The sequence below is a fragment of the Rhizobium sp. RAF36 genome (assembly GCF_052114105.1).
In the GTDB taxonomy this organism is placed as follows: domain Bacteria; phylum Pseudomonadota; class Alphaproteobacteria; order Rhizobiales; family Rhizobiaceae; genus Rhizobium.
In genome coordinates, this window is record NZ_JBFREC010000001.1 from 505,660 (window position 1) to 528,895 (window position 23,236).

The 23,236-nt window shown below is 60.7% G+C and carries 28 protein-coding genes and 1 tRNA gene; 17 read left to right on the plus strand and 12 right to left on the minus strand.

What is annotated here, in order from left to right:
- Positions 1–6: 6 nt before the first annotated feature.
- The 6 genes from AB4Z25_RS02535 to AB4Z25_RS02560 all read left to right on the plus strand — a co-directional run bounded on the left by AB4Z25_RS02535 (position 7) and on the right by AB4Z25_RS02560 (position 5,841).
- Positions 7–1,701 carry an ABC transporter permease gene (locus AB4Z25_RS02535; protein WP_112537693.1) on the plus strand — a complete coding sequence of 565 codons (1,695 nt, stop codon included), beginning with the start codon at positions 7–9 and terminating at the stop codon, positions 1,699–1,701.
- On the plus strand, positions 1,689–2,717 hold the full coding sequence (locus AB4Z25_RS02540; protein ID WP_112537692.1) for an ABC transporter ATP-binding protein: 1,029 nt from the start codon (positions 1,689–1,691) through the stop codon (positions 2,715–2,717). The genes AB4Z25_RS02535 and AB4Z25_RS02540 overlap by 13 nt, the downstream gene beginning before the upstream one ends.
- Positions 2,718–2,786: 69 nt before the next feature.
- Complete coding sequence (locus AB4Z25_RS02545) at positions 2,787–3,896, plus strand: endonuclease/exonuclease/phosphatase family protein (protein ID WP_442207838.1); 1,110 nt, start codon at positions 2,787–2,789, stop codon at positions 3,894–3,896.
- Positions 3,893–4,639 carry an NUDIX hydrolase gene (locus AB4Z25_RS02550; protein WP_442207839.1) on the plus strand — a complete coding sequence of 249 codons (747 nt, stop codon included), beginning with the start codon at positions 3,893–3,895 and terminating at the stop codon, positions 4,637–4,639. The genes AB4Z25_RS02545 and AB4Z25_RS02550 overlap by 4 nt, the downstream gene beginning before the upstream one ends.
- A gap of 65 nt (positions 4,640–4,704) precedes the next feature.
- The gene (locus AB4Z25_RS02555) at positions 4,705–5,619 is read left to right on the plus strand and encodes a PhzF family phenazine biosynthesis protein (protein WP_112537689.1); all 915 of its coding nucleotides are present in this window, start codon (positions 4,705–4,707) and stop codon (positions 5,617–5,619) included.
- A 146-nt stretch (positions 5,620–5,765) separates the two neighbouring features.
- Positions 5,766–5,841 (plus strand) — tRNA-Lys (locus AB4Z25_RS02560).
- A gap of 90 nt (positions 5,842–5,931) precedes the next feature.
- On the opposite strand, the gene AB4Z25_RS02565 is transcribed toward AB4Z25_RS02560, so the two are convergent.
- The 3 genes from AB4Z25_RS02565 to AB4Z25_RS02575 all read right to left on the minus strand — a co-directional run bounded on the left by AB4Z25_RS02565 (position 5,932) and on the right by AB4Z25_RS02575 (position 7,315).
- Positions 5,932–6,240: a hypothetical protein gene (locus tag AB4Z25_RS02565; RefSeq protein WP_112387071.1), complete on the minus strand. Its 309-nt coding sequence runs from the start codon at positions 6,238–6,240 to the stop codon at positions 5,932–5,934.
- Positions 6,241–6,298: 58 nt separating this feature from the next.
- A complete protein-coding gene (locus AB4Z25_RS02570) occupies positions 6,299–7,015 on the minus strand; it encodes a YoaK family protein (RefSeq protein ID WP_112537688.1) in 717 nt (238 codons plus the stop codon).
- Between the two features lie 93 nt (positions 7,016–7,108).
- On the minus strand, positions 7,109–7,315 hold the full coding sequence (locus AB4Z25_RS02575; protein ID WP_112537687.1) for a hypothetical protein: 207 nt from the start codon (positions 7,313–7,315) through the stop codon (positions 7,109–7,111).
- A gap of 251 nt (positions 7,316–7,566) precedes the next feature.
- Here AB4Z25_RS02575 and AB4Z25_RS02580 point away from each other — a divergent pair, with 251 nt between their 5' ends.
- Entirely contained in the window at positions 7,567–7,722 is a 156-nt protein-coding gene (locus AB4Z25_RS02580; protein ID WP_112387074.1) for an entericidin, read from the plus strand.
- Positions 7,723–7,767: 45 nt separating this feature from the next.
- On the opposite strand, the gene AB4Z25_RS02585 is transcribed toward AB4Z25_RS02580, so the two are convergent.
- Positions 7,768–8,172: a hypothetical protein gene (locus AB4Z25_RS02585; RefSeq protein ID WP_442207840.1), complete on the minus strand. Its 405-nt coding sequence runs from the start codon at positions 8,170–8,172 to the stop codon at positions 7,768–7,770.
- 311 nt (positions 8,173–8,483) lie between these two features.
- Here AB4Z25_RS02585 and AB4Z25_RS02590 point away from each other — a divergent pair, with 311 nt between their 5' ends.
- Positions 8,484–8,672, plus strand: a complete 189-nt coding sequence (locus AB4Z25_RS02590; RefSeq protein ID WP_112537685.1) for a hypothetical protein — start codon at positions 8,484–8,486, stop codon at positions 8,670–8,672.
- A gap of 15 nt (positions 8,673–8,687) precedes the next feature.
- Here AB4Z25_RS02590 and AB4Z25_RS02595 read toward each other — a convergent pair whose 3' ends face one another.
- The 4 genes from AB4Z25_RS02595 to AB4Z25_RS02610 form a co-directional block, all read right to left on the minus strand.
- Positions 8,688–8,924: a hypothetical protein gene (locus tag AB4Z25_RS02595; protein ID WP_112515970.1), complete on the minus strand. Its 237-nt coding sequence runs from the start codon at positions 8,922–8,924 to the stop codon at positions 8,688–8,690.
- Positions 8,925–8,982: 58 nt separating this feature from the next.
- On the minus strand, positions 8,983–9,213 hold the full coding sequence (locus AB4Z25_RS02600) for a hypothetical protein (RefSeq protein ID WP_112387078.1): 231 nt from the start codon (positions 9,211–9,213) through the stop codon (positions 8,983–8,985).
- Between the two features lie 70 nt (positions 9,214–9,283).
- A complete protein-coding gene (locus AB4Z25_RS02605) occupies positions 9,284–10,219 on the minus strand; it encodes a DMT family transporter (protein WP_442207841.1) in 936 nt (311 codons plus the stop codon).
- Between the two features lie 98 nt (positions 10,220–10,317).
- Positions 10,318–10,578 carry a hypothetical protein gene (locus AB4Z25_RS02610; protein WP_112537684.1) on the minus strand — a complete coding sequence of 87 codons (261 nt, stop codon included), beginning with the start codon at positions 10,576–10,578 and terminating at the stop codon, positions 10,318–10,320.
- 212 nt (positions 10,579–10,790) lie between these two features.
- Here AB4Z25_RS02610 and AB4Z25_RS02615 point away from each other — a divergent pair, with 212 nt between their 5' ends.
- The 7 genes from AB4Z25_RS02615 to AB4Z25_RS02645 all read left to right on the plus strand — a co-directional run bounded on the left by AB4Z25_RS02615 (position 10,791) and on the right by AB4Z25_RS02645 (position 19,788).
- On the plus strand, positions 10,791–12,242 hold the full coding sequence (locus AB4Z25_RS02615; RefSeq protein WP_442207842.1) for an MFS transporter: 1,452 nt from the start codon (positions 10,791–10,793) through the stop codon (positions 12,240–12,242).
- Between the two features lie 273 nt (positions 12,243–12,515).
- Positions 12,516–13,571 carry a sensor histidine kinase gene (locus tag AB4Z25_RS02620; protein ID WP_112515973.1) on the plus strand — a complete coding sequence of 352 codons (1,056 nt, stop codon included), beginning with the start codon at positions 12,516–12,518 and terminating at the stop codon, positions 13,569–13,571.
- Positions 13,572–13,584: 13 nt separating this feature from the next.
- Entirely contained in the window at positions 13,585–14,136 is a 552-nt protein-coding gene (locus AB4Z25_RS02625; protein ID WP_112537682.1) for a DUF924 family protein, read from the plus strand.
- Positions 14,137–14,224: 88 nt separating this feature from the next.
- Positions 14,225–16,813 carry a mechanosensitive ion channel family protein gene (locus tag AB4Z25_RS02630; protein WP_112537681.1) on the plus strand — a complete coding sequence of 863 codons (2,589 nt, stop codon included), beginning with the start codon at positions 14,225–14,227 and terminating at the stop codon, positions 16,811–16,813.
- Positions 16,814–16,936: 123 nt separating this feature from the next.
- Positions 16,937–17,200 carry a hypothetical protein gene (locus AB4Z25_RS02635; RefSeq protein ID WP_112537680.1) on the plus strand — a complete coding sequence of 88 codons (264 nt, stop codon included), beginning with the start codon at positions 16,937–16,939 and terminating at the stop codon, positions 17,198–17,200.
- Between the two features lie 215 nt (positions 17,201–17,415).
- Positions 17,416–18,246: a response regulator gene (locus AB4Z25_RS02640; protein ID WP_112387086.1), complete on the plus strand. Its 831-nt coding sequence runs from the start codon at positions 17,416–17,418 to the stop codon at positions 18,244–18,246.
- Positions 18,247–18,456: 210 nt separating this feature from the next.
- Complete coding sequence (locus tag AB4Z25_RS02645; RefSeq protein WP_112387087.1) at positions 18,457–19,788, plus strand: diguanylate cyclase; 1,332 nt, start codon at positions 18,457–18,459, stop codon at positions 19,786–19,788.
- Between the two features lie 37 nt (positions 19,789–19,825).
- Here AB4Z25_RS02645 and AB4Z25_RS02650 read toward each other — a convergent pair whose 3' ends face one another.
- The 3 genes from AB4Z25_RS02650 to AB4Z25_RS02660 form a co-directional block, all read right to left on the minus strand.
- Positions 19,826–20,845 carry a GlxA family transcriptional regulator gene (locus tag AB4Z25_RS02650; protein ID WP_112387088.1) on the minus strand — a complete coding sequence of 340 codons (1,020 nt, stop codon included), beginning with the start codon at positions 20,843–20,845 and terminating at the stop codon, positions 19,826–19,828.
- A gap of 293 nt (positions 20,846–21,138) precedes the next feature.
- Positions 21,139–21,333, minus strand: a complete 195-nt coding sequence (locus AB4Z25_RS02655) for a hypothetical protein (RefSeq protein WP_112537679.1) — start codon at positions 21,331–21,333, stop codon at positions 21,139–21,141.
- A 64-nt stretch (positions 21,334–21,397) separates the two neighbouring features.
- Entirely contained in the window at positions 21,398–21,622 is a 225-nt protein-coding gene (locus AB4Z25_RS02660) for a hypothetical protein (protein WP_112537678.1), read from the minus strand.
- A gap of 65 nt (positions 21,623–21,687) precedes the next feature.
- Here AB4Z25_RS02660 and AB4Z25_RS02665 point away from each other — a divergent pair, with 65 nt between their 5' ends.
- A complete protein-coding gene (locus tag AB4Z25_RS02665; protein ID WP_310294781.1) occupies positions 21,688–22,629 on the plus strand; it encodes a LysR family transcriptional regulator in 942 nt (313 codons plus the stop codon).
- A 96-nt stretch (positions 22,630–22,725) separates the two neighbouring features.
- The gene (locus AB4Z25_RS02670) at positions 22,726–22,881 is read left to right on the plus strand and encodes an entericidin A/B family lipoprotein (RefSeq protein ID WP_112387092.1); all 156 of its coding nucleotides are present in this window, start codon (positions 22,726–22,728) and stop codon (positions 22,879–22,881) included.
- Here the strand turns inward: AB4Z25_RS02670 and AB4Z25_RS02675 are convergent, their stop codons facing one another.
- The gene (locus tag AB4Z25_RS02675) at positions 22,882–23,232 is read right to left on the minus strand and encodes a hypothetical protein (protein WP_112537676.1); all 351 of its coding nucleotides are present in this window, start codon (positions 23,230–23,232) and stop codon (positions 22,882–22,884) included.
- Between the last annotated feature and the right edge of the window lie 4 nt (positions 23,233–23,236).

Genomic DNA, 23,236 nt, shown 5'->3' on the forward strand with positions numbered 1-23,236 from the left:
TCGCCGATGCAAGGTTATGTTCGTCCGGGAAACAGCCAGCCAGTCTGGCTGTTTCCTTTTATCGCTCTGGTGGTGCTTATTCTCAGCGTGCTGCCGCTGGCGCGACTTGCCGTCGCCGGCATTGAGGCATTCGCAGAGGGCGGCGCAGCAGCAGTGCTCTCTGATCCGGCGCTCTGGTCGGCGACCTATTACACGCTGGTGACCGCCATTCTTGGCACCGTCATTTCGCTGGTGATCGGCTGCATCTTCGCATTCGTGCTGACGCTGACGGATATCCGCGGCAGGGGGCTCGTCAGCTTCCTTTTCGTGCTGCCGATGATGATCCCGCCGCAGGTGACGGCACTTGCCTGGGTGCAGATGTCCGGACCCTCCAGTCCGCTTCTGAAGGCGCTGCATATCGCTCCGCCGCTCGGCACGCCACAGCCGCTCTATTCGGTCGGCGGCATCGCGCTGCTTTACGGTGTGCAGCATGCGCCGCTGGTTTACCTGGCGCTGCGGGCCAGTCTGATGAGCCTGCCGCGCGATGGCGTCGAGGCGGCGCGGCTATCGGGTGCGTCGAGCCTTCGCGTGTTCCGCGATATCATTCTGCCACTGTCACTGCCCGGCGTTATCGCCGGTGCGGCGATATCCTTCGTTTCCTGCACCGGCAATTTCGGCATTCCTGCCATTCTCGGCATTCCGGCATCGATCTATACGCTGCCGACGCTGATCTTCTCGAAATTCTCGGCCTTCACCAGCCGGACATTCGGCGACGTCGCGCTGCTCTCCGCCATCATCGCGCTGATCTCGGTCGCCGGTCTGGCGATCCAGGACCGGGCGCTGCGCGGCCGCGATTACCGGGTGCTCGGCCTGTCGGGGGCGACGGCTGCCTTCGAGCTCGGATCGTGGAAGATTCTCTTGACGCCGCTTCTCTGGCTTATCCTGTTCTTCATGCTGGCAGCACCGTTCTTCGCGCTCGTCGCCGGTGCGCTGGTGCCCGCCTATGGCGTGCCGCTGACATTCAAGACCATGACCTTCCATGCCTTTGACGAGATCCTGTTCCGGCAGGCGGTGACGCGGACGGCATTCGTCAATTCGCTGTCGCTGGCCGCAGGTGCTGCGGTATGTCTCCTGTTGGTGACGGTGCTGACTGCCTATGCGCTTAGCCGGCGCCGCGATCTCCTGGCGCGTGCCGTCTCGAGCGTGATCGAAATTCCCTATTCGCTGCCGGGCATCGTCGTCGCCGTCTCGTTCATCCTCGTCTTTGCTGCGCCGCTGCCGGTGCTCAACATCACGCTTTACGGTACTGTCTGGATCATTCTTCTCGCCTATCTGTCGAGCTTCTTTGCTGTCAGCCTGAAGCCCGTCGTCAGCGCCTTCCATCAGCTGGATCCGGCTCTGGAAGAGGCGGCGCGTCTTGCGGGCGCCGGCTTTTTCCGCAGGCTGGCCGATATCATCGTGCCGCTGATTGCGCCTGCGGCCGGTGCTTCCGTCATTCTCGTCTTTCTGATCGCCTGCAACGAGCTGACGATTTCGGCGCTGCTCTGGTCGGCGGGGACGCAGACGCTCGGTGTAGCGATCTATAATCTCGACGACAGCGGCAGCTCGGACCTCGCTTCGGCGCTGTCCGTGCTTGTCGTGCTGATGGTCGTCTTCATGATGCTGCTTCTGGAATTGCTGGCAAAGCGGCTGCCCAAGGGAGTGGTGCCGTGGCGAAACTGACGCTCAATCACGTCAGCAAGGATTTCGGCACCGGACGAGCGGCGGTCGATGGTCTGTCGCTCGATGTGCGGGAAGGCGGGTTCCTGGCGCTGCTCGGTCCTTCCGGCTGCGGCAAGACGACGGTTCTGAGGATGATTGCCGGTTTCGAGACGCCGACGGACGGTTCGATCCATCTCGGCGAGCGGCTGCTTGCCGATGCATCGCAATCGCTACCGCCCGAGAAGCGCAATATGGCGATGGTCTTCCAGTCCTATGCGCTGTGGCCGCATATGAGCGTTGCCGACAATGCCGGTTATCCGCTCAAGGTCAGGGGTATCACCGGCGATGCCTATCGCCGCAAGGTGCAGGAGGCGCTGGCGACCGTCAGGCTTGGCGACTATGCGGAGCGGCGTCCCGCGGACCTGTCGGGCGGCCAGCGGCAGCGTGTGGCGCTCGCGCGCTGCCTGGTGACGTCGCCGGATGTCGTGCTGCTCGACGAGCCGCTGGCCAATCTCGACCGCCACCTGAAGCAGGAGATGGAAGAGACATTTCGCGAGTTTCACCAGCGTTCGGGCGCGACGATGATCTATGTGACGCATGATCAGAGTGAGGCGATGGCCCTGGCGACTGATGTCGCCGTGATGTCCGAAGGACGGCTGCTGCAGGTCGCACCACCCGCCGAAATCTATGCCCGCCCGGAGGGCCGCATGGTCGGCGGATTGATCGGCCGCGGCGCTATCCTTCATCTGAAGTCTTCTGCCGGTGATGTCAGAAATCTCGATTGGGAGACGATGCGGAACTTGCTTGACGGCGCTGCTGCCGATGGCGCCGGCTGCGACATCCTCGTTCGCCCCGAAGATGTGAGCGTTGGCGGTGAAGGTATCCCTGCGTTGGTCGAATCCGTGCTTTTCGAAGGCGAGCGCTACGCCCTGAAGCTGTCGCTGGCCGATGGGCAAATCCTGCGCGCCTTCAGCCGCCAGCCGGTTTCGGCGGGCGACCGGCTGGCGGTGACCTTGCGGTCGGCGTGGCGGCTCTAATCTTTTGCGGCCTTCACGAACGCGATTTTCGACTCTACTAATGGCTGCGATGCCAACCGGGAATGCCTGATGTCGCTTCGCCTTGCCACGCTCAATGTCGAAAACCTGATGACGCGTTTCGACTTCACCGGCTTTCGCAACCAGCTGCGCCAGGACCGGGTCATCCAACTCTTCGAAGTGCGCAACGAAGGTGTCTACCAGCAGCTGGAGCAGGCGCGTGTGATTGCCTCCACCGATGACACGCGGCAGATGACGGCGCTCGCGATTGCCGATGCCGACGCCGATATCCTCTGCCTGCAGGAAATCGACAACATGGCGGCGCTGCAGGCCTTCGAATACGGCTATCTGTTCCGCATGGTCGGCAACGGCTACCGGCAGAAATATCTGGTCGAGGGCAATGACAGCCGTGGCATCGACGTCGCCGTGCTGATGCGCGAGGAGACCCGCGACGGCCAGAAGATCGAGCTTCGCGAGATCAAGAGCCACGCGATGGTGACCTATCGCGATCTCGGTCTGTTCGACGACACACTTGCGGCGCATGGACATATCGACGACAAGGTGTTCAAGCGTGATTGCCTGGAGCTCGATCTCCTGATCGGCGGGGTGCCTTTCACGCTCTATGTCGTGCATTTCAAATCGATGGGCAGTCCGCGCGATGGCCTCGATGGCCGGCAATCGACCATGCCGGTGAGGCGGGCCGAGGCGAGGGCGGTGCGGCGGATCATCGAGGCTCGATTTGGCGCGGGCGCGACAGCCTCGAAGAATTTCGCCATCTGCGGCGACATGAATGATTATCAGGAGCGCGTCGACGTGATCGGAAGCCGGCGGACCGGCTACCGTTTCGAGCATCGCGACGAGACGGAAAGCGCGCTCGACGCTTTCAGCCATGACGGCTTTGCGGAGAATGTCATGCGCCGCCGCGACCCGATCGATCGCTGGACGCTCTACCACGCCCGCGGCCCGCAGGAGCAGTGGCTTTGCCAGCTCGACTATATCTGGCTGTCACCGGCGCTTTCCGCCGCCAATAGCGGGCGCAAGCCCGAGATCATCCGCAACGGCCAGCCCTTCCGCACCGTGTTTCCGCCGGGCCAGGAGGTGGAGCGTTATCCGCGCACCGGCTGGGACCGGCCGAAAGCATCCGACCATTGCCCCGTAGTCATGACATTGGATTTAAAATGAATTCCATATTTTCCGAGGATTTTGCCGGCTGGCCGCCGGAGCAGACCGTATTTCCCGTCGCTGCCCTGAACCTTCGGGTGCTCGATGGCGAACATCCCTACCGCGAATCGCGGCGAGACGAGATCGCCGCGAACTGGAAGGCTGAAGTCGAGGCCAATCCGGCTCTGTTCGACGGGCGCATGGTGTTTCAGCACCAGTTGGCATTTGGGGAGGAGGGGCTACAGGGGCAGGGATATATCATACCCTTCTCGACCTTCATGTACTGGCGCCGCCAGCAGGATCGCATGGGCGGCACGCATCTCTTCGCCTATCCTGTCATTGAAAGCGCCGACGGCGCGCTGGTGGCGATCCGCATGGGGGCGCATACCGCCAATCCCGGCCAGGTCTATTTCGCCGCCGGTTCGCTGGAGCCCGAGGATATCGTATCCGGTGTCTGCGACGTCGAATTCAACATGCGCCGCGAGGTATTGGAGGAAACCGGCCTCGACCTTGCCGATTCGACGCCGGGCGAACGCTACTATGCCAGCCATTTCAGGCGTACGGTGACGATCTTCCGGATGTTCCGTTTCGATCTGACCGCCGACGAAATCGTCGCGAGGATCGCGGCCCATATGCTTGTTGCCGAGGACAAGGAAATCGCCGGTGCCGTCGCCATCCGTTCGGCCGATCACGCCGCCTTTCCCTATAACGTCGCGATGTTCCCCGTGATCGATTGGTATTTCGGTAATCCAATCGAAACCTAATATCTTGCACTCGTTTCGCCGGTCGGGCAGGTTGAGCCTTCGATGACCGATTCAAGGAGGCCGATGTGGCGCGCAGCTACAGCGTCTATGACGTGTTCACCGACCGCAAACTCGCCGGCAATCCGCTGGCCGTCATCTTCGACGGCGAGGACTTGAGCGATGAGGCGATGCAATCGATCGCCCGTGAGACCAATCTTTCCGAGACCGTTTTCGTCCAGAAGGCGACGAATCCGGCTTACAGCGCCAGGATCCGCATCTTCACGCCGGGGCGTGAGCTGCCGTTTGCCGGTCACCCGACCGTTGGCACGGCGATCGCGCTGGCCGAGCGGACACATGGCAAGGATGGAGCGCTCGATCTCGTCTGCGTGCTGGAGGAGAATGTTGGCCCGGTGCGCTGTGCCGTGAAGCTGCGCGAGGGCGAGGCGAGCTTCGCCGAGTTCGACCTGCCGCGCAAATCGCAACAGATCAGCATGCCGCTCGAAAAGCTCGGGATTGCCAACGCGCTGTCGCTGAAGGTGACCGAGATCGGCTTCGAGAATCATGTGCCCTGCATCTGGAGCGCCGGCGTGCCGTTCCTGCTGGTGCCCATCCACGATATCGGCGCGGCCAAGCGCATGGAGTTCGACCCGCAGCTTTGGGAGAAGACCGTGCCCTTCGTCGATGGGGCCTTGGCGTCGGCCTATATCTATTGCCGCGGCGGGCCGAACCATTCGGCGAAGTTCCATGCCCGGATGTTTGCGAGCGGAATGGGGATCACCGAAGACCCGGCGACGGGCTCCGCGGTCGCCGCATTGTCGGGCGCGATCCATCATTTCGACCGGCTGCCCGATGGTCATCACCCGATCACTGTCGAGCAGGGTGTGGAAATGGGGCGGCCCTCGGTGATCCATCTGCACATGGATGTGGAGGGCGGGGCGATCTCGAATGCCCGGATCGGCGGCCAGGCAGTGCGTCTGGCAACGGGTTCGCTCGACCTTTGATTTCATTGCATTTCAGCCATGCAGAAAAATCTCCGAATTAATCGAAGAATTTTTCCAGGGGCGCTAGACAAGGTCGAATATCCTGTTTATACGCCCCCTCACACCGCGCAGAGATGCACGGGACACCGGCGGAAACGCTAGGGAATGGGTGATTAGCTCAGTTGGTAGAGCAGCTGACTCTTAATCAGCGGGTCGTAGGTTCGAGCCCTACATCACCCACCATCTTCTCTTTGAAAAGATTAGATATATCGCTGATGACGCAGGCGGCCGAAAGGCCGCTTTTTCGTTTCTTCGGCCATGCGTCTGCGGCTGTCAGTGCGGGAATTTGTTGTAGAAAGATTCCGGATCGTAGACGCAGGCATAGTCGAGCACGCATTGCTTGCCCGTGGCGTCTCTGAGGCTCGTGGTTGCCCACTTGTCGCCCAGACGGCACTGCGACGGCGGGTGGCGAAAACTGCGGCCACCGATGCCGATCCGGACGAAGACCGCCGGGTTCTGGCGGATGATCTTTGCCAGTTCCTCGCAGGAATGGTCGCGCGCCTTGACCTCGATCGCGTCTAGCGCAAGGGCTGCCGATGGCAACAGGGCAGCTGCGGCAAGCGCGGCAATCAGGATCTTCATTCTAGCCTCCAGTTCGGGCCGCTGATCGCTCTGAAGCAGCCTCATCCCAATCAGATGGTTATGTTTTCGTCCCCGGCAAGGCCACTGCCGTGCGGCTGCGCAGATAGCCGGCACACAGAGCCAGCAGGATGACTGCGAAGACACAGAAGACCATCCCGCCTGCCAGCTTGTAGCCAAGCACGCCAGCGATGCCGCCCAGCAGGAAGGAAAGGATCGTGGTGCTGTGCAGGCTCAGGCGGCGGACGGTCTGTGCCCGGTCGGGTGCGGCGCTGCTGCCGATCAGAAGCGCAAGGCCGACACCGATATCGGTTGCGATGCCGGAGACATGGGTGGTTCGCACCCGGCTGCCTGATATGCGGGTCGAGGCCGCGTTCTGGATGCCCATGGTGAAGCCGAGCAGGCCGGCAATGGTGATGCCGCCGGCGTCCGATGAAGCTGTATAGACGCCGACACACATCAGGAGGGCGGATTCAGCCAGCAGCGTCAGCGCATAGATATTCGAAAGCCGCCGTTGCCTGCCAATCTCGATGAACAACGAGGCGCAGAAGGCGCCGAGGATGAACATCACGACGATGGTCGCGAAGGCGATGGCGGCGTTGAGTTCACGGATGGACAGATGATCGGAGATCATCGAGACGTTGCCGGTCATGTTCGCCGAGAAATAGCCGAAGGCCAGATAGCCGGCACTGTTGACGCCACCAGCGACGAAGGCGAGGGCGGTTGCAAGAAGCAGATCGATCTTCGATGTCCGGCTTTCGCCTTCATGGACCAGCATGTGCAGACGGCTCGCTGAAACGGCTTTGCGATTGCCGCAGTCAGCCGTGAGTCTCGCTGTAGCGCAAGCTGCTAGAAATAGCCGGTGGCGGCCTCAGGCGGAGAGGCGGTGGAGGGCTGCGGTTTCGCCGTCCTGGCGGTACTCCCAGCCATCAGCGGTGATCCGGCGCCATGTCGGCTGGCCGTCGCGCGTGAAGGCGCCGTCGACGGTGCTGCGCGGCGGGTAGGGTGACGTGCATTCGTGCCAGATATAGCTGTTCGGCGGTGGCGGATTCAGGAACTTGGCCAATCTCTTGAACATGTCGGATCCCGAAGGTGGAGAGGCCCGCCGCTTTTGGGGTGAGGCGGGCCTACGAACAGGAGGCATAACGCAAAACAGGCGCCTCGTTATTCTTGTAACATCCGCCACTGAGGATTTCGCGTGACATGGCCGTGACACAGGCTTTTTCACGGCCGCGTTGAATAAAGCGGCGCGTGCCTGCCGCGGCTATTGATTTCGGCGAGCATGGTAACATCTTCATCCCATTGCCAGTTTTGACACAGGGGATATCGATGCCGAAATTTTCTCTCGCTTTCGTCTGCCTTTCCGCTCTCTTGCTTGCATCCTGCGGAAATACCGCCTGGGGCCTGAAGCGTGACGGCCAAGACGCGAGCCACGCGATGGACAATGCCACGCATCGCGTGCTGTCTGCAGGCGCGAAGAAATAGCGCCGTCCGCTGGCGAACGACGCCTGATGCTGGTGCCGGATGCGGCTAGCGCAGCGGCTGTGGCGTCGGTGTGGCGACGCTGTCTTTCGGCGAAAAGATGACGAAAGCAAACAGCAGCACGCCGCCGAAGACGATCAGGGAGGAGACCGCCACCAGCGGCTCCATCGCCATGTTGCCTTCGAGCATCATGTAGAGCGCCGGGACCATGATCGCGACGCCCAGCGTATAGACATAATATTGAATCATCGCGATCCGCCGCTCTGCCTTCTTTGGATTGAGCGCATAGTAGCCGCCGAACAGCGCCATGCTGACCCAACCCAAGAGATTACAGTGCGCATGGGCGCCGATGACGGTGTGATATTCCGATATCGCCATCTTCAGTCCAATCGATATACCGATGATGAAGAAGATAACGGCAGTCTTGAAGTACAGTTCTGCTAAGCGCGGCATGACATTTTCCCTCTGTTAACCCACAGCAAGAATACCACCTGTTCCGGCATGGGAAAATCCATGCTTTGTTAGTGGTCTCGTCCTATTTTTTCTTCGAGGAAAAAGAAACCCCGCCGAAGCGGGGGTAGCTGGGGAAGTGAGAGTAAAAGCGATCTCCATCGCCAGGAATGAGGTAGGGCACGGCCAGCGACAGGCCAGCCCTGGGGAGCGGAAATTTCTCGCCGGGTTATGGTTAATTTTTTAACTATATGGGCGTTAGGGTGGAACGGAAGCGAGCTGCTTGCCGTTAAGGTAGCGAACTGGAGGAAACGATGATCTTTAAAATTTTTGCCGCAAAATCGGAAGTCCAGAGCGAGGATACCGGTACCTATGCGGATGGCCTTTTCGACAGCCAGCGCATCGATGTCAGCACCCGCCGCGACGGGCGCTACCGCTCTTCGCATGAGCGCGACTACGGTCCGGGCCGCAAGGTTGCAGAAATGCCGCTCGGGCTTGCCTGAGCGCTTTCTCCGGCGTCAGGCAGTCTTTTCCGTTAATGCCCGGAAGGGGAATTTCCGGGCGCATTCGCAGCGGATGATATAGGTCTCCTGGAAGTTGGAGGCCTTTTCCTCGAAGAACCCGCGCGGCATTTCATCGACCAGGAAAGCCGGGTGCTTGCGGGTCGGGTGATCGTCTTCCGAGACTTCCGCGATACCGCTGTTGCCGCATTGCGGGCAAGTGAGCTTCTTCGAAAAACGGTCGCGTGCGGCCATCTGCTATCCTCTTCAACTGAGCCGGTCATACAGACGAAATCCGCGCCGGGAAAGCCGTTCACGGCGCCGGCGCCTCGATATGCTGTGGTTTCGGCGTCGAGCCTGTGGTTGCCGGATCCGGCCACGGCGAAATCGCCACCGTTCCGGCAATGATGACCGCGACGATGGCGCCGGCGATCCCGAAGGTCCAGATCAGCCAGCTGCGGCGCTCCGCCGCGTAGATACGCTGTTCTTCCTCTGCCGGGGAAAGCGAGGGTTGCCGGCCCTCGTCTGGTTTTGTGTCAGCCATGAAGCCTCCGTTGTTTTATGGGGAACAGGCCGCTGACGGGATTGTTCCCCTTACGAAGCCTCAAATCGGCTCAGTCGGTTGCTGCCGTGGTGACGGCGGGCGCCTGATTGTCGGTCGATACCACGGCCGTCGGCAGCGGAGTGCCGCGCTTGCGTTCGCGGATCAGCGTCAGCAGTCCGGAGCAGATAATCAGCGCGATGCCGCCTGCCATCGGCAGGTCTATGGCGTCGTCGAAGATCAGGTAGCCGAAGGCGATTGCCCAGATCATCTGGCTGTATTGCGGCGGCGCGACAAGGCTCGCTGGCGCCAGGCGGGCGGCGCTCATCAGCAGCACGTTGCCGATGGCGCCGAGAATGCCGTAGCTGGCGATGAAGAACCATTCCTGCGCGGTCGGTACGGCGATGTTGGAGATCATCAGCAGGCCGCTGACCGTCAATGTTCCGAGAAGACCGGCGCCATAGAGGGACAGCCGCTTTTCGGCCGGTCCCATGGCGCGCAGGATGACGATGGAGATCGCCGCGCTGAGGCCGCCGATCGCGGCCGCCAGATGACCGACCGACAATTCGCGGAATCCCGGGCGAAGAACAATCAGCACGCCGATGAAGCCGACGACGACGGCGGTCCAGCGCTGCCAGCGGACATCTTCCTTGAGGAAGATAACCGACAGGATGGTGACGAAGGACGGAAGCAGGAAGAGCAGGCAGAAGGCCTCGGCCATCGGCAGCTTGGTGAAGGTGATGATCGAGGCGATGGCGCCGACGGCACCGCAGACGAAACGCAGCATCCAGAGCGTGCGGTTCGACGTCTTGACCATGTCGAACCAGCTGTCGTCCCTGGACTTGATGAACGGCATGACGACGAGACCGAAAGCGCAGCCGAGGAAGGCGATCTGATAGGCGGGGATGGCGCCGTGCAGGATCTTGATGGAGGCGTCGCTGAAGGCAAAAACGGCGTAAGCCGCAAACGCGACGAGAACGCCGCGGAGCGGCGAGGCAGAAAAGGGCATGATATAGAATCGCGTTTGAGAGGGATCGCACCCTCACATACGCAAGAAAAGCAGGCGCGGGCAGGGGTAACCGCGAATAGCTGCCATGCGGTACCCGGTCAGCTTGCCTCGCTGCGCAGCTGCGCTCCGTATTCGCGATAGATGCTCAGGCAATCCGTATAGCTGAGCGTGCCCTTGCCGCCATAGATGATATGAACGCTCGATGCATCGGTGGCCGCCTGTTCGACGACGAAGAGAATGGCATCACCAAGCGATTTGCCGGTGATCGGATTGTCTGTGCCGTCATCCAGGGTCATTCCTTCAACGACGGCTTCAATCTTACGGTTGCTGAAAACGGTTCGTCTGTCTTCCGGCGTCATGAAAATGTCCTCAATCGAAAAAAGTGGCGAATTGCCCTTACGATCGAAGAACGTGCGGCGAGGCGTTTTGTGCCAAGCGAACCGTCAGATGATGCAAGATTTGGCCTTTCCGGTATCCGATAACCGGCGTATGCACTGTCATCGCCCTGCCGGCTGGCCTTTTCGGCTGCTTAATGCCGGTGCTACGGAATTGCAATCGCATTGGCCACTCGATGACCCCGGCGGACATGACAGACACTAACGAAGCCGCCAGCGCACGCCAGGCGAAGATCGTGGCGCTCGTCGTCGCCGTATCCTTCTTCATGCAGATCCTCGACGGCACCATCGTCGCGACCTCGCTGCCGCAGATGGCGGCGAGTTTTGGCGTGCAGCCTGTCTCGATGAGCATCGGCATTACCGTCTACATGCTGACCATGTCGGCCTTCATTCCGCTGTCCGGCTGGCTCGGCGACCGCTTTGGCGCCCGGCGGGTGTTCCTGCTCTCGATCGCCGTGTTCACTGCGGCGTCGCTGTTCTGCGGTCTTTCGAGCACCTTGGGCGAATTCATCGTTGCTCGGGCGATCCAGGGCGCAGGCAGTGCCTTGATGACGCCTGTCGGACGGATCATCGTCCTGAAGAACGCCCGGAAATCGGAGCTCGTCCAGGCGATCGCGTTGATCACCTGGCCGGCGCTGACGGCACCGGTCGTCGGCCCGGTGCTTGGCGGCTTCATCACCACCTATGCCAGCTGGCACTGGAATTTTCTCATCAATATTCCGATCGGCCTGATTGGTCTCGCGCTGGTGCTGCGCTTCGTTCCCGAACAGCGGGAAGAGGAGGCCGGGCGGCTCGATGTCCTCGGCTTCGTGCTGAGTGCTGCAGGGCTGACTTTGCTGCTGGCGGCACTTGAGTTGTCGGTGAAATGGAGCGGCGGGCTGCTGCCCGTCGCGGCGATGTTTGGCGGCGGCGTGCTGTTTTCCTATCTCGCCACGCGGCATTTCCTGAAAGTGCCCAATCCGCTGCTCGACCTGTCTGCCTTCAAAGTGCAGACGTTTGCCCTCTCGACACTATCGGCGGGTACTGCCTGCCGGGTCGCCATCAATGCGACGCCGTTCCTGCTGCCGCTGCTGTTTCAATTGGGTTTCGGCATGAGCTCGATTGCGGCTGGCGCCTATCTGCTCGTCTATTTCCTTGGCAATCTCGGCATGAAGACGGTGACGACGCCGTTGCTGGCGATCTTCGGGTTCCGTAACGTCCTCGTCGTCAACGGTCTCATCGCCTCGGGCTCGATCATCGCCCGCGGATTTTTCGGCGAGAATACATCGACGCTGCTGATCTACGCGGTTCTCTTCATTGCCGGGCTTTCGCGGTCGATGGAGTTTACGGCGCTCAACACGCTGTCTTTCGCCGATATCCATGCAGCGCAGCGCAGTTCTGCGTCGACCCTGTCGAGCATGCTGCAGCAGGTGTCGATGCTGCTTGGCGTGGCGGTCGCTGCTGCCGCCCTCAACATCTCGGCTGCAAGCCGGGGCGCGCTGCGTCCGGAGCTTGCGGATTTCCGCTGGGCGTTTCTAACCATCGGCATCATCGGTGTGATCGCCTGCCTGCGTTTCATCAAGCTTGCCGATAATGCAGGGGCCGAGGTTTCGCGCCACCGGCGTTATGTGAAAAAACTGGAAAAGTGATGGAACCATTTCCGCCCGTAGGCGTTTTCAGCGCGGGTGAGTGTGTCTTCCTGAGTTTTGCCTTTCACATATTGCGCCTCTGCCGGGCTTTTCCGGGAGGCTGAGGTCTTATTGCCGGATGAGTTCGTTTGAAATCGGACAGTCGATTCAGTTGCCGGGAAGCGGAGGATTTGCCGCTGTTTACGCGCGATGATCGATGCAATACCACAATCGGGAGCAGACGATTCGGCCGACAGGCTGCCACGTTTCTGCGCGGCAGAGTCCGGAGGCGGAATGGGTGAGGTCAAAGGCGATACGGAGAAGACGATCCGTATCCTCTACATCGACGACGATGAAGCGCTGGCGATGCTCATGCGCCGGAATCTGTCGCGGCGCGGCTTCACCGTCGAATGGGCCGAAGATGGCGCGACCGGCCTGAAGCGGGTTGCCGAAGGTGCAATCGATGCCGTCATTCTGGACCATTTCCTGAAGGCTGAGACCGGGCTCGACATTTTGCCGAAGCTGATGGAGCTGCCGGATCATCCGCCGGTCATCTATGCAACGGCTTCCGGCGATACCAGCGTTGCCGTCGCCGCCCTGAAGGCCGGCGCCGACGACTATGTGCTGAAGGGAATCTCACACGACTATTTCGACCTTCTGGCGGCGGCCCTCGAGCAGGGGCTGGAGCGGGCGCGGTTCCGCCGCGACACGGCGCATGCGCAGGAGGTTATCCGCCAGCAGCGCGATCACGCGGAAATGCTGCTCGCCGAGGTCAACCACCGCATCGCCAACAGTCTCGGCCTGGTTGGCGCGCTGATCCGCATGCAGTCTTCGGTGACGACGGATCAGGTGGCGATCGACGCGCTGCAGGAAACGCAGATGCGCATCAACGCGATCGCCAGCGTACACCGGCGCCTCTATACCAACCGGCAGGTCGGTACCGTCCAGATCGATGAGTATCTCGGCAGCCTGCTCAGCGAACTCGAAGCGTCGATGCGTGACGACAAGCGGCCGCATCGCGTGGTGCTGACGGCCCAGGCAGTCAATCTCGCCACCGACAAGGTGATCACGCTCGGCTTGATCGTTAGCGAACTGGTGACCAACGCCTTCAAATATGCCTATGGCGACGGCGTCGAAGGCGAGGTTCGCGTCATCATCGACCACACGGACGGCCAGCTTTCCGTGATCGTCGAGGACGATGGCGCGGGGTTCGACGATGCAAGCCCCGCCAAGGGAACCGGTCTTGGCACGAAGATCCTGACGGCGATGGCTGCAAGTCTGAAATCCGAGCTCGGTTACGACCGCCAGCACCGTGGAACCCGGGCTACGCTCGTCTTTTCGATCAACTGAGCTGGAGGCCGTATTGGCAGCGATCTGTACGCCCGATGAGGTTTTGCGTTTCTGGCTGGAGGAATGCGGACGCGATCAATGGTTCCGCTCGTCCCCGGAACTGGACTCGGAAATCACGGCGCGGTTTCGCGACACGCATCTGGCTCTGGCCGGAGGTGCGGTGGAAACATGGCGGGCGAGCCCGGAGCAGCGGCTGGCGGCAATCATCGTGCTCGACCAGTTTCCGCGGAATATCTACAGAGCGACGCCGCTCGCTTTTGCCACTGATCCTCTGGCACTGCGCGAAGCGAAGCTTGCCGTCGATGCGGGCGCCGACATGGCGATCGACGCGGCGCATCGCTGTTTCGTCTACATGCCGTTCGAGCATTCCGAGGTGCTGGCAGAGCAGGAGCGCTCGGTGGCGCTGTTTGCGGCTCTCGGCGATGAGGAATATGCAGATTATGCCCGGCGTCACCGGGAGGTGATTGCTGCTTACGGACGCTTCCCGCATCGGAACCCCATTGTCGGGCGCGATTCCAGCGCGGCAGAGCTTGCGTATCTGGCAAAGCCCGGCGCAGGCTTCTAACGGCGGATTTCGACTTCCGCCTTTCTGTCGCCTTTCTTTGCTATAAGAAGCGGCCTCATCGATAAAAGCGAATCCTGCGGGGATTATTTTGCGGCTCAATCACTTCCTGCTTCGACACTTCGTACTCGTAGCGCTGACGCTGGCGACGCTCGTGCAGTCCGTGGGTGTGCCGCTGGCGCAGGTCACCCAGCCGGCTGCTCCCGCCGTTTCCCAACCGCAGCCGGCACCCGCGCCTGCACCCGCCGCAACTCCGGCCCCGGCCGCAGATGCGCCGCTTGCCAATAGCGGCCTCGATCAGGCGCTGAAGGATATCGAGGCGGCGAAGAAGAAGCTCGCGGCCTATCAGGAGAGCGCCAAAGTCAATTCCGACAATGACGATGGGCTGGTGACGCTCTCCGGTCAGGTCGACGAGCTCGGCCGTGCCGTGATCGCTACATCCGTCGGCCTGCGTCCGCGCTTCGACCAGATCAAGAACCGCCTTGCCGAAATCGGCGAGCCGCCGAAGGACGGGCAGCCGCCGGAAGCGGAGATCGTCACCAACGAGCGCAACGCGCTGACCGCCGAGCGGTCGCAGATCAACGCCGTGACTGGTGATGCCGAGAACCTGTCGATGGCGGTCAACAAGCTGATCAACGAGGTTGCCGAAACCCGCCGCCGTCTGTTTGCCGCAACGCTGCTGCGCCGCACCGATGTGTCGATGTCGGTTCTCGACGATGCCGGCAGCGCCTTCCTCACCGAGATCGGCAAGTTCAACGACGCCATGACCGGCTGGATGGTGTTCGTCTGGAAGTTCAAGCGGTTGCCGCTGTTCACCGCGCTCTTGCTGTCGCTGGCGACCGCGCTGATCCTGTTGTCGGGGGGCTACCGGATCTTCGGCGGCTACCTGAAGCGCGACGATGGCATCGAGCATCCGAGCTATATCAGCCGCCTGTCGATTGCCTTCTGGGCAACGGTTATCCGCACCTCGTCGCTGGTCGCACTGCTCGTCACGTCCTATTTCTTCCTCGACAGTTTCAATGTGCTCCGGCCGGATATTGCCCCTGTGATTGCCGCGCTGTTCGGTGCGATCGGGCTCATCTATTTCGTCCGGCGTTTCACCAATGCCGTGTTTGCACCGCGCGAACCGCACTGGCGGCTGGTCAGGCTTTCCAATCGCGGCGCGCAGTCGATCGGCGCCTGCCTGCTGGCCATGGCTGTCGTCAACGCGCTCGATTATCTGTTCGGCAGCGTCAGCGAGGCGATGGGATCGCCGCTGGTGCTGACCGTGGTGCGCAGCCTGATCGCCGCGATGATCATCGGTTTGATCCTGATTGCCGCTTCTTTCGGACGGCCGATGCTCGCCCGGGGCGGCGATCCGGATGCGCCGGGCCGCCATTGGCCGCGCGGCATGGCGATCATCCTCCGGGTGCTTGGCGTCGGCCTGATCGTCACCGCGCTGACGGGCTATGTTGGCCTGGCACGCTTCGTCGCAACCCAGCTGATCATCACGGGCGCGATCGTCGTCACCACTTATATCGGCCTGCTGTCGGGCAAGGCGATCTCGAAGACCGAAACGTTCGGCGATACGTTCATCGGCCGCTTCCTCAGCCAGCGTTTCAAGCTGGGGGCGGTTGCCATCGATCAGGCGGGTCTTGTGGCAGGTCTTGCGATCTATGCCGTGGCGTTGATGACCGGCATACCGCTCGTGCTCCTTCTCTGGGGCTTCCATATCCAGGATCTCCAGCAGATCGCCTACAGGCTATTCACCGAGGTTCGCCTCGGCGGCATCAGCATTTCGCTTGTGGGGATCTTCACAGGCATCCTGCTGTTTGCCGGCGGCTATCTTGTGACGCGCTGGGTACAGCGCTGGCTTGACGGCAATGTCATGGCGCGCAGCCATGTCGACATCGGCGTGCGCAACTCGGTCAAGACCGGCATCGGCTATCTTGGTGTCGGCGTTGCGGCGATCGTCGGCGTCTCGGCTGCTGGCATCGACCTTTCGAGCCTGGCGCTCGTCGCCTCTGCCCTGTCGGTCGGTATCGGTTTTGGCCTGCAGAACATCGTCTCGAATTTCGTTTCCGGCCTGATCCTGCTGGTCGAGCGGCCGTTCAAGGTCGGCGACCATGTCGTCTCAGGCACGGCCGAGGGTATTGTCACGCGTATCTCGGTGCGCGCCACAGAGATCGAGACCTTCCGCAAGCAGTCTATCATCGTGCCGAATTCGGAGCTGATCAATGCCGCGGTTGGCAACTGGACGCATCGCAACAAGGTCGGCCGTTCGGAAATTCCGGTGTCCGTCAGCTACGAGGCCGATCCGCAGAAGGTGATGGATATCCTCTTGGAACTGGTGAACGCCGTACCGCAGGTGCTGCGCAATCCGGAACCGCATGTCGAGTTCCTGCGCTTCGGCACCTATTCGCTGGATTTCGAACTGCGCTTCATGCTCGCCGATATGGGCGACGGCCTGAAGGTGCGCAACGGTTTGCGCATCGCCATCCTCAAGCGGTTCAGGGAAGAGGGCATAGAGATCCCGCTGCCGCAGAGCGACATTACCTATCATCGCGAGAATGCTTTGCCTCCGGCGCCAGCGGCAAAGCCGTCGATGGAGGAAAATCTTCAGGATAAAACGCCGAAGGATGATGGTGGCTCCGTCCGCCAGTTGCGCGGCAAGGCCGCCGATGGCAGTCTCAAGGGGTAAGGGGTCTTATTCAGCGGCCATTCACGCGCCGCTGGCTATAAGATCCTGGCAATCGGGTTTTCGCTGCTGGGGGCAGCAGCGCCGATAAGCCCTTGGGGAGGGCGCCTGCAGGCGCCGTTGTGAATGGCAAGACTTGCCGTTGGACTGCTTCTTTCCCTCTTTGCCGCCGCAAACGCGTGGGCGGCAACCGTCACCAATACCGATCCCGCCGCCGTCGTGGTTGTCATCACCGAGGGCGGGAACAAGGTCGAGATCGTCGTCGATAGCGGCGCTTCCGAGACGCTGTGTGCGTCCGGGTGCTTCATGACCGCACCTGATGGCGACCGGATCGGGCTCGATGGCGGAGAGACGATCGATATCGTCAAGGGCTCGGCCGTCATCAAGTAGCCGGTGACTCACATCCTGGCCGCGCAGAGCTGCGGTTTTTCGCAGCCTGACCGGTATGCTTGCGCACGATCTCTTAATCATAAGAATAAGAAAGCATTTGGCGCGCTCTGCAAGAACTTCCGGGCGGGTTTTCCGGGTGCCTCGATTAATCATTATTCAAATGAATTGATATATCTGTCTCATCCAGGGACACATTTTCATTCAAAGGTTTTGCTATGTCGTTTTTAGGTATTTCGGGAATGCAATATTCCGGCGAAATGTTTGCGGGTGCGCGTATTATTCTCGCAGAAGATTCCAATGTCTTCACGTCGATGATCAGCGCCCGGCTCAAGGAGCTTTTCGATATCAATGTCGAGGTCTGCCGCAACTTCGAAGACCTCCAGCTGGCCTATGACAAGTCCTCTGACCCGATCACGCTGGCAATCTCGAACATCAATCTTCCCGGCGCCGAAAAGGGTGAAGCGCTCGAATATCTGGTGGATCTCAGCATCCCGACGATCGTCTTTACCGGTACTTTCCACGAGGGCCTGCGCGACGAACTGATGGCCAAGGATATCGTCGACTACATCCTCAAGGACAATGTTTTCGCCGTCGATCTGCTGGCCGAATCCATTTGCCGCTTCCTCACCAACAAGCGCCATCACGTGCTGATCGTCGATGACAGTGCCACGGCCCGCGCGCTGCTCTCCAGCCGCCTGAAGCGCTACAATTTCCGCGTCAGCGTTGCCGAAAGCGGCGCCAAGGCGCTTGAGATCCTCAAGGCCAACCGCGATATCGGCCTGATGGTCACCGATTACAACATGCCTGACATCGACGGCTTTGAACTGACGCGCCGTATTCGCGCCAGCATCGGCTCCCACGAACTGCGCATCATCGGCGTCTCGTCGTCGTCGAACCGGCTGTTGTCGGCGCGCTTCCTGAAGGCCGGCGGGAACGATTTCATGCTGCGTCCGTTCATCGACGAGGAGTTCTATTGCCGCGTCAATCAGAACCTCGACACATTGCTGCAAATCAAGACGATGAAACGGGAACGGGCGGTTGCCTGAGACGAGTGATCCTGAGCCGCGGAGTACGAAAGGTCCCCGATCGACGCGGGGACCTGTCGCCGTTGTTAAGAGACTTCGAATTTCTGCAATTTCAGGTTATTTTGAGCCTGTTCTGCCTCTTCACCCAATTGGGTGTGTCCGCTATCGTCCAAGCTGTTATGGGGACAGCCGATTCGGCTGCTCCAGGCGCCGCGGGGAGTAAGGGACTGGATGGCTTTTCAGGCGGATTTCAATCGGGATAGCTCTGTGCCGCGTTTTGGCGGGCACAAAATACTTCTGGTTGAAGATTCCCGGATGTTTTCTGCCGTTTTGTGCCACCGCTTCCAGACCGAGCTCGGTCTCAACGTCAAGACGTGCCCTTCGCTCAAGGCGCTTCAGGAAGCGCTGGCCCAGGATCCGCATGGCTATACGATGGCCGTCGTCGATCTGAACCTGCCGGATTCGCCTTATGGCGAGGCACTCGATTGCGCCATCGAGCACAAGATCCCGGCCATCGTCTTCACCGCCACCTTCGACATTGCGACGCGCAACCGGATCATGGAGCGCAACGTCATCGACTATGTGCTTAAGGACAACGAGTTTGCGCTCGATAACCTGGTCGGCACCGTGCGCAGGGCAATCCTGAACCGCAAGACCCGGGTTCTCGTCGTCGATGACGTCCAATCCGCCCGCCAGGTCCTGGTCGATCTGCTGACGGCGCAGCAATATATGGTGGTCGAGGCGAATTCCGGACTTGAGGCGCTGGCGGCGCTGGAGGCATACAGCGATATCGAGCTTGTGGTTACCGATCATCATATGCCCGATATGAGCGGCTACGAGCTGACGCGGCGCATCCGTCACCGGTTCGGCTCCGACAAAATCCGGGTGATCGGCGTGTCGTCGTCGAATGACAGGATGCTGTCGGCGAGCTTCCTGAAGGCCGGCGCCAGCGACTTCGTCTACCGGCCCTTCGTTGCCGAAGAGCTGCAGTGCCGGATCGCCAACAATGTCGAGACGCTGACGCAGTTGAAGCAGCTGAGGGCGGCGGCGGCCTGCGATTATCTCACCGGCCTCTACAATCGCCGCTATTTCTACGATTCCGGCCCCAAGGTCGTGAACCAGTGTCTGCGCCAGAAGGCGGTAAGCTCCGTTGCCATTCTCGACATCGACCACTTCAAGCGGCTGAACGACACCTATGGCCACGAGATCGGCGACAAGGTTCTGATCGCCGTCGCCGCGCGCCTGGCAACGATCTTCGAAGGCAGCGACAATCTTCTCTCGCGGCTCGGCGGCGAGGAGTTCGCGATCCTGTTTCCGATGATGGATTCGCATGCGGCCACGAAGCTCTGCGACGAAGTCCGTTCCGATCTGTCGCGGCTGAAAGTGTCGGCTGATGACGAGGAGCTGTCGGTGACGGTTTCGATCGGCGTTGCCGAGATTGCCGGCTACGAGAGCTTCGAGAACTATCTGAACGCTGCCGACCAGTTTCTCTACATGGCCAAGCACAAGGGCCGGAACATGGTCTATTCGGATGCCCGCATGACGCAAGAAGCGGCGCAATAGACGCCGCTTCGCATTTTCGATCTCAATCGTCCGGTATTCAGGCTGCCAGCGCCTGACGCGCGGTCGCCATCGTCATCTTGCGCTCGGCGCGCTCCTGCTGGGGCGAGCGGTTGTAGAGTTCGCGATAACACTTGGAGAAGTGCGAGGCGGAGACGAAACCGCAGGCGACTGCCACTTCGACGACAGGCATCGACGACTGCACCAGGAGATGGCGGGCGCGGTCGAGGCGGATCTCGAGATAGTAGCGGGCAGGGGAGCGGCCCATTTCCTGACGGAACAGGCGCTCGATCTGGCGGCGCGAAAGACCGGCGCCATCGGCGATCTCCAGCAGCGACAGCGGCTCGGCCAGATTGCCTTCCATCAGCTCGATGATTGACAGGACCTTGGCATTCTGGACGCCGAGGCGGGCACGCAGCGGCAGGCGCTGGCGGTCGTGCGGGCTGCGGACGCGGTCAGTCAGGTGCTGCTCGCAGATGCGGTTGACGAGGCTCTCGCCGAAATCCTGGCCGACGAGGTTCAGCATCATGTCCAGCGAGGCGGTGCCGCCGGCGCAGGTATAGAGATTGCTGTCCACTTCATAGAGGTCGGCATAGACCTCCGCCTGCGGGAAGGCTTCGGAGAAGCCCGGCAGGTTTTCCCAGTGGATCGCGCAGCGCTTGCCATTCAGGAGCCCGGCCTGAGCAAGCACATGCGCGCCGGTACAGAGACTGCCGACGGCGACGCCGCGGTTATAGCTTTCGCGAAGCCAGGCATTGACCGACTTGTTGTTGAAATCCTCGACATCGATGCCGGAACAGACCAGCACCATGCTCGGGCGGTTCTCGCCGCCGAGATGACGGCGCTCTTCGGCGAGCGATGAATTCGCCTCGACGCCGATGCCACAGGACGAATAGACCTTGTTGCCGTCAACCGAGGTGAGGCGCCACGTATAGGCCTGATAGCCGAGCATGCGGTTGGCAATACGCAGCGTGTCGATCGCCGCCGAAAAGGGCAGCATGGTGAACTGGGGAACCATAAAGAAGACGAGAGAGCGCTTCTTGGTCAGCATCTTGTTCATGAGCAAAATCCATGCTGGAGGGCGATGCGCTATTGGTGCGTGGAATGCGTCGCTTAGATGTTCTGAAAGCGACATTCGCATGGAAATCTGCGGCTGATAAGCGCTATTTTGCGACATGCCACGCTAAGCGGCCTGCCAAATGCGCGACGGCTTCGTCAAAAGTCGCAAGCTGAAACTGATTTCAAATATATGCGTCTGAAATTCAAGATTAAATTTCACCAGTCCGGAAACGATGAGGGCGGCGCTGCCATTGGCAGGGCGCCGCCCTCACGCTGGGAGGTATGTCGCATTCATTACATATCCTTGCGGTCATCCGCTGCTTCTGCCGACGGATAGCCCACGTCCTTGCGGATGTCGAACGGCATGGATTCGATTTCGCGTGCTGCCTGCCACTGGTGCCATGCGTGCGACGCCTTATGCAGAAGGGTGCCGACGTCGAAATGCAGGCCGGATGAGCTCTTGCTATCCCGATAGGTGATGGTGGTCATTTTCCTTGTCCTTTGATCGTTGAGCGTCTTGCGCCCGTTACCTGATATGGGCTTTTGGTATCCATCAATCAAACGAATAGATTTTATGGATACCATCAGTTTTGTTGAAGGTCTTTCGCATCATTTCGCGTTCGGCAGATGCGGAAGCGTAGGGATCGACATCGGCGATCAGGTGGTGCGGCAAGGCCGTCATCTGACGCATGGTGTTGTCCCATGCGGCCCGCTGGATCTGCCGCGAACGGAACGCGAAGAAGGCGTCGATTGCAGAATGGACGGTGTCAGTCATCATGGCCTCCTCTTTGTCTATCAGCCATGAGTGAAATATAAGGTTCGATTGACTTTCAGCCAAACGAAATGATATGGTGCTTAAGATCAGAAAAATTGAAAGATGCGCCGATGACGATGCCCTTTCGCAGGCCAATCCCGCTTCTCGATAATGATGTTCTGCGCACTTTCGTGGCGATCGCGGAAACCGGCAATTTTTCGACGGCCGCCGAAGCGGTGTTCAGAACGCCTTCGGCTGTTTCCATGCAGATCAAGAAGCTCGAAGAACAGCTCGGCGCGACATTGTTCCTGCGCGACGCCCGCTCGGTGACGCTGACGCAGCATGGCGAGCTGTTGCTCACCTATGCGCGCAATATCCTGGCGCTCTCGAACGAAGCGGTTTCGCGCTTCATCATGCCCGAGCTCAGCGGCGTGGTGCGCCTCGGCGCGCCCGAAGATATCGGCGAACGGCTGCTGCCGAGCATTCTCAAGAGCTTCGCCGAAAGCTATCCCGGCATCATGGTCGATGTGACCATCGACATGAGCATCGGGCTGAAGAAGCGGATGGAAGAGCAGCGCCTCGATCTGGCGCTCGTCAATTTCGCCACCAGGCCGTTCCCGACCGGCGGCGAGATCGTCTACCGCGAGAAGCTTGTCTGGGCCGGCGCCAAGTGCGGCACTGCGCATCGCAAGGAACCGCTGCCGATCTCGATCTGGGAAGAGGGCTGCATATGGCGCCAGGAAGCGCTATCGCAGCTTGAGCGCAACAAGCGGCCCTATCGCGTGGCCTATCTCAGCGGCCATACGATGGCGCAGAGGGCGGCTGTGGTTTCCGATCTGGCGATTGCGCCGCTACCGCGCTCCTATGTCAGCGACGATATGGTGATCCTCGGCGCGCAGGAGGGCCTGCCGGAGCTCGCCTCCTTCGAGATTCGCCTTCTAACGGCGTCGCAGCTCTCTGGGCCGATGCAGGCGGTTGCCGACAGCATCCGCTTTGCCTTTGCTGAAAAAGCGAAGGCCGCGGCTGCCTAAACCATTCTGGCGTGAACCTTTTTGGCTTTGATGCGTTTATCGGCCGGAGCGGCGTTCGCCGCTTCGGAGAGGTCATATTTTCAAAGGAATTCCACGATGACGACCACAGCCAAAATCGGCGCTGCCCTCATGCTCCTGCTTGCTCTTTCGTCCTGCGGTAACACGATCCGCGGCGTCGGCCGCGATACGGCCAATGCCGTCAATGCGACGCAGGATGCCGGCCGCTCTGTCGACCGGGCCGCACGCCGCTAATCAGATCTTGGCTGCCGGATAGGCCCTTTCAAGGCCGCCGGAGCGCACCAATCCCGTGCGGAAAGCCTCATAGGCCGGATGCTGGCTGGACTTGGCGGCTTCCATCAGGCGGACTTGAAGGCGGTCCGGAGCGGCCGAGCCGATCCATTTCCCCGTCGTCTCAAGCTTCAGCGAATTGAGAAACCGGCTCTCGGCCGATTGATCGAGATAGCGGTGCAGGCCGTCGACCAGATTGTCGTCCTGCGCCGCATTCTCCATCAGGAGCTGGAGATAGGACTTGTCGGCATCGCTGCTTCCGGCAAATTTCTTGGCAACGGTGTCGCGATCGGGAAAAGAAGCGGCGGGGGTCATTTCA

What these genes read in the sequence shown, in the direction of transcription:
- AB4Z25_RS02535 (WP_112537693.1), top strand. Translation starts at nt 7, where the DNA reads ATGCAAGGTTATGTTCGTCCGGGAAACAGCCAGCCAGTCTGGCTGTTT.
- AB4Z25_RS02545 (WP_442207838.1), top strand. Translation starts at nt 2,787, where the DNA reads ATGTCGCTTCGCCTTGCCACGCTCAATGTCGAAAACCTGATGACGCGT.
- AB4Z25_RS02550 (WP_442207839.1), top strand. Translation starts at nt 3,893, where the DNA reads ATGAATTCCATATTTTCCGAGGATTTTGCCGGCTGGCCGCCGGAGCAG.
- AB4Z25_RS02565 (WP_112387071.1), bottom strand. Translation starts at nt 6,240, where the DNA reads ATGAAGATCCTGATTGCCGCGCTTGCCGCAGCTGCCCTGTTGCCATCG.
- AB4Z25_RS02570 (WP_112537688.1), bottom strand. Translation starts at nt 7,015, where the DNA reads ATGCTGGTCCATGAAGGCGAAAGCCGGACATCGAAGATCGATCTGCTT.
- AB4Z25_RS02575 (WP_112537687.1), bottom strand. Translation starts at nt 7,315, where the DNA reads ATGTTCAAGAGATTGGCCAAGTTCCTGAATCCGCCACCGCCGAACAGC.
- AB4Z25_RS02580 (WP_112387074.1), top strand. Translation starts at nt 7,567, where the DNA reads ATGCCGAAATTTTCTCTCGCTTTCGTCTGCCTTTCCGCTCTCTTGCTT.
- AB4Z25_RS02585 (WP_442207840.1), bottom strand. Translation starts at nt 8,172, where the DNA reads ATGCCGCGCTTAGCAGAACTGTACTTCAAGACTGCCGTTATCTTCTTC.
- AB4Z25_RS02590 (WP_112537685.1), top strand. Translation starts at nt 8,484, where the DNA reads ATGATCTTTAAAATTTTTGCCGCAAAATCGGAAGTCCAGAGCGAGGAT.
- AB4Z25_RS02595 (WP_112515970.1), bottom strand. Translation starts at nt 8,924, where the DNA reads ATGGCCGCACGCGACCGTTTTTCGAAGAAGCTCACTTGCCCGCAATGC.
- AB4Z25_RS02600 (WP_112387078.1), bottom strand. Translation starts at nt 9,213, where the DNA reads ATGGCTGACACAAAACCAGACGAGGGCCGGCAACCCTCGCTTTCCCCG.
- AB4Z25_RS02605 (WP_442207841.1), bottom strand. Translation starts at nt 10,219, where the DNA reads ATGCCCTTTTCTGCCTCGCCGCTCCGCGGCGTTCTCGTCGCGTTTGCG.
- AB4Z25_RS02610 (WP_112537684.1), bottom strand. Translation starts at nt 10,578, where the DNA reads ATGACGCCGGAAGACAGACGAACCGTTTTCAGCAACCGTAAGATTGAA.
- AB4Z25_RS02615 (WP_442207842.1), top strand. Translation starts at nt 10,791, where the DNA reads ATGACCCCGGCGGACATGACAGACACTAACGAAGCCGCCAGCGCACGC.
- AB4Z25_RS02620 (WP_112515973.1), top strand. Translation starts at nt 12,516, where the DNA reads ATGGGTGAGGTCAAAGGCGATACGGAGAAGACGATCCGTATCCTCTAC.
- AB4Z25_RS02635 (WP_112537680.1), top strand. Translation starts at nt 16,937, where the DNA reads ATGGCAAGACTTGCCGTTGGACTGCTTCTTTCCCTCTTTGCCGCCGCA.
- AB4Z25_RS02640 (WP_112387086.1), top strand. Translation starts at nt 17,416, where the DNA reads ATGTCGTTTTTAGGTATTTCGGGAATGCAATATTCCGGCGAAATGTTT.
- AB4Z25_RS02645 (WP_112387087.1), top strand. Translation starts at nt 18,457, where the DNA reads ATGGCTTTTCAGGCGGATTTCAATCGGGATAGCTCTGTGCCGCGTTTT.
- AB4Z25_RS02650 (WP_112387088.1), bottom strand. Translation starts at nt 20,845, where the DNA reads ATGAACAAGATGCTGACCAAGAAGCGCTCTCTCGTCTTCTTTATGGTT.
- AB4Z25_RS02655 (WP_112537679.1), bottom strand. Translation starts at nt 21,333, where the DNA reads ATGACCACCATCACCTATCGGGATAGCAAGAGCTCATCCGGCCTGCAT.
- AB4Z25_RS02660 (WP_112537678.1), bottom strand. Translation starts at nt 21,622, where the DNA reads ATGATGACTGACACCGTCCATTCTGCAATCGACGCCTTCTTCGCGTTC.
- AB4Z25_RS02665 (WP_310294781.1), top strand. Translation starts at nt 21,688, where the DNA reads ATGATATGGTGCTTAAGATCAGAAAAATTGAAAGATGCGCCGATGACG.
- AB4Z25_RS02670 (WP_112387092.1), top strand. Translation starts at nt 22,726, where the DNA reads ATGACGACCACAGCCAAAATCGGCGCTGCCCTCATGCTCCTGCTTGCT.
- AB4Z25_RS02675 (WP_112537676.1), bottom strand. Translation starts at nt 23,232, where the DNA reads ATGACCCCCGCCGCTTCTTTTCCCGATCGCGACACCGTTGCCAAGAAA.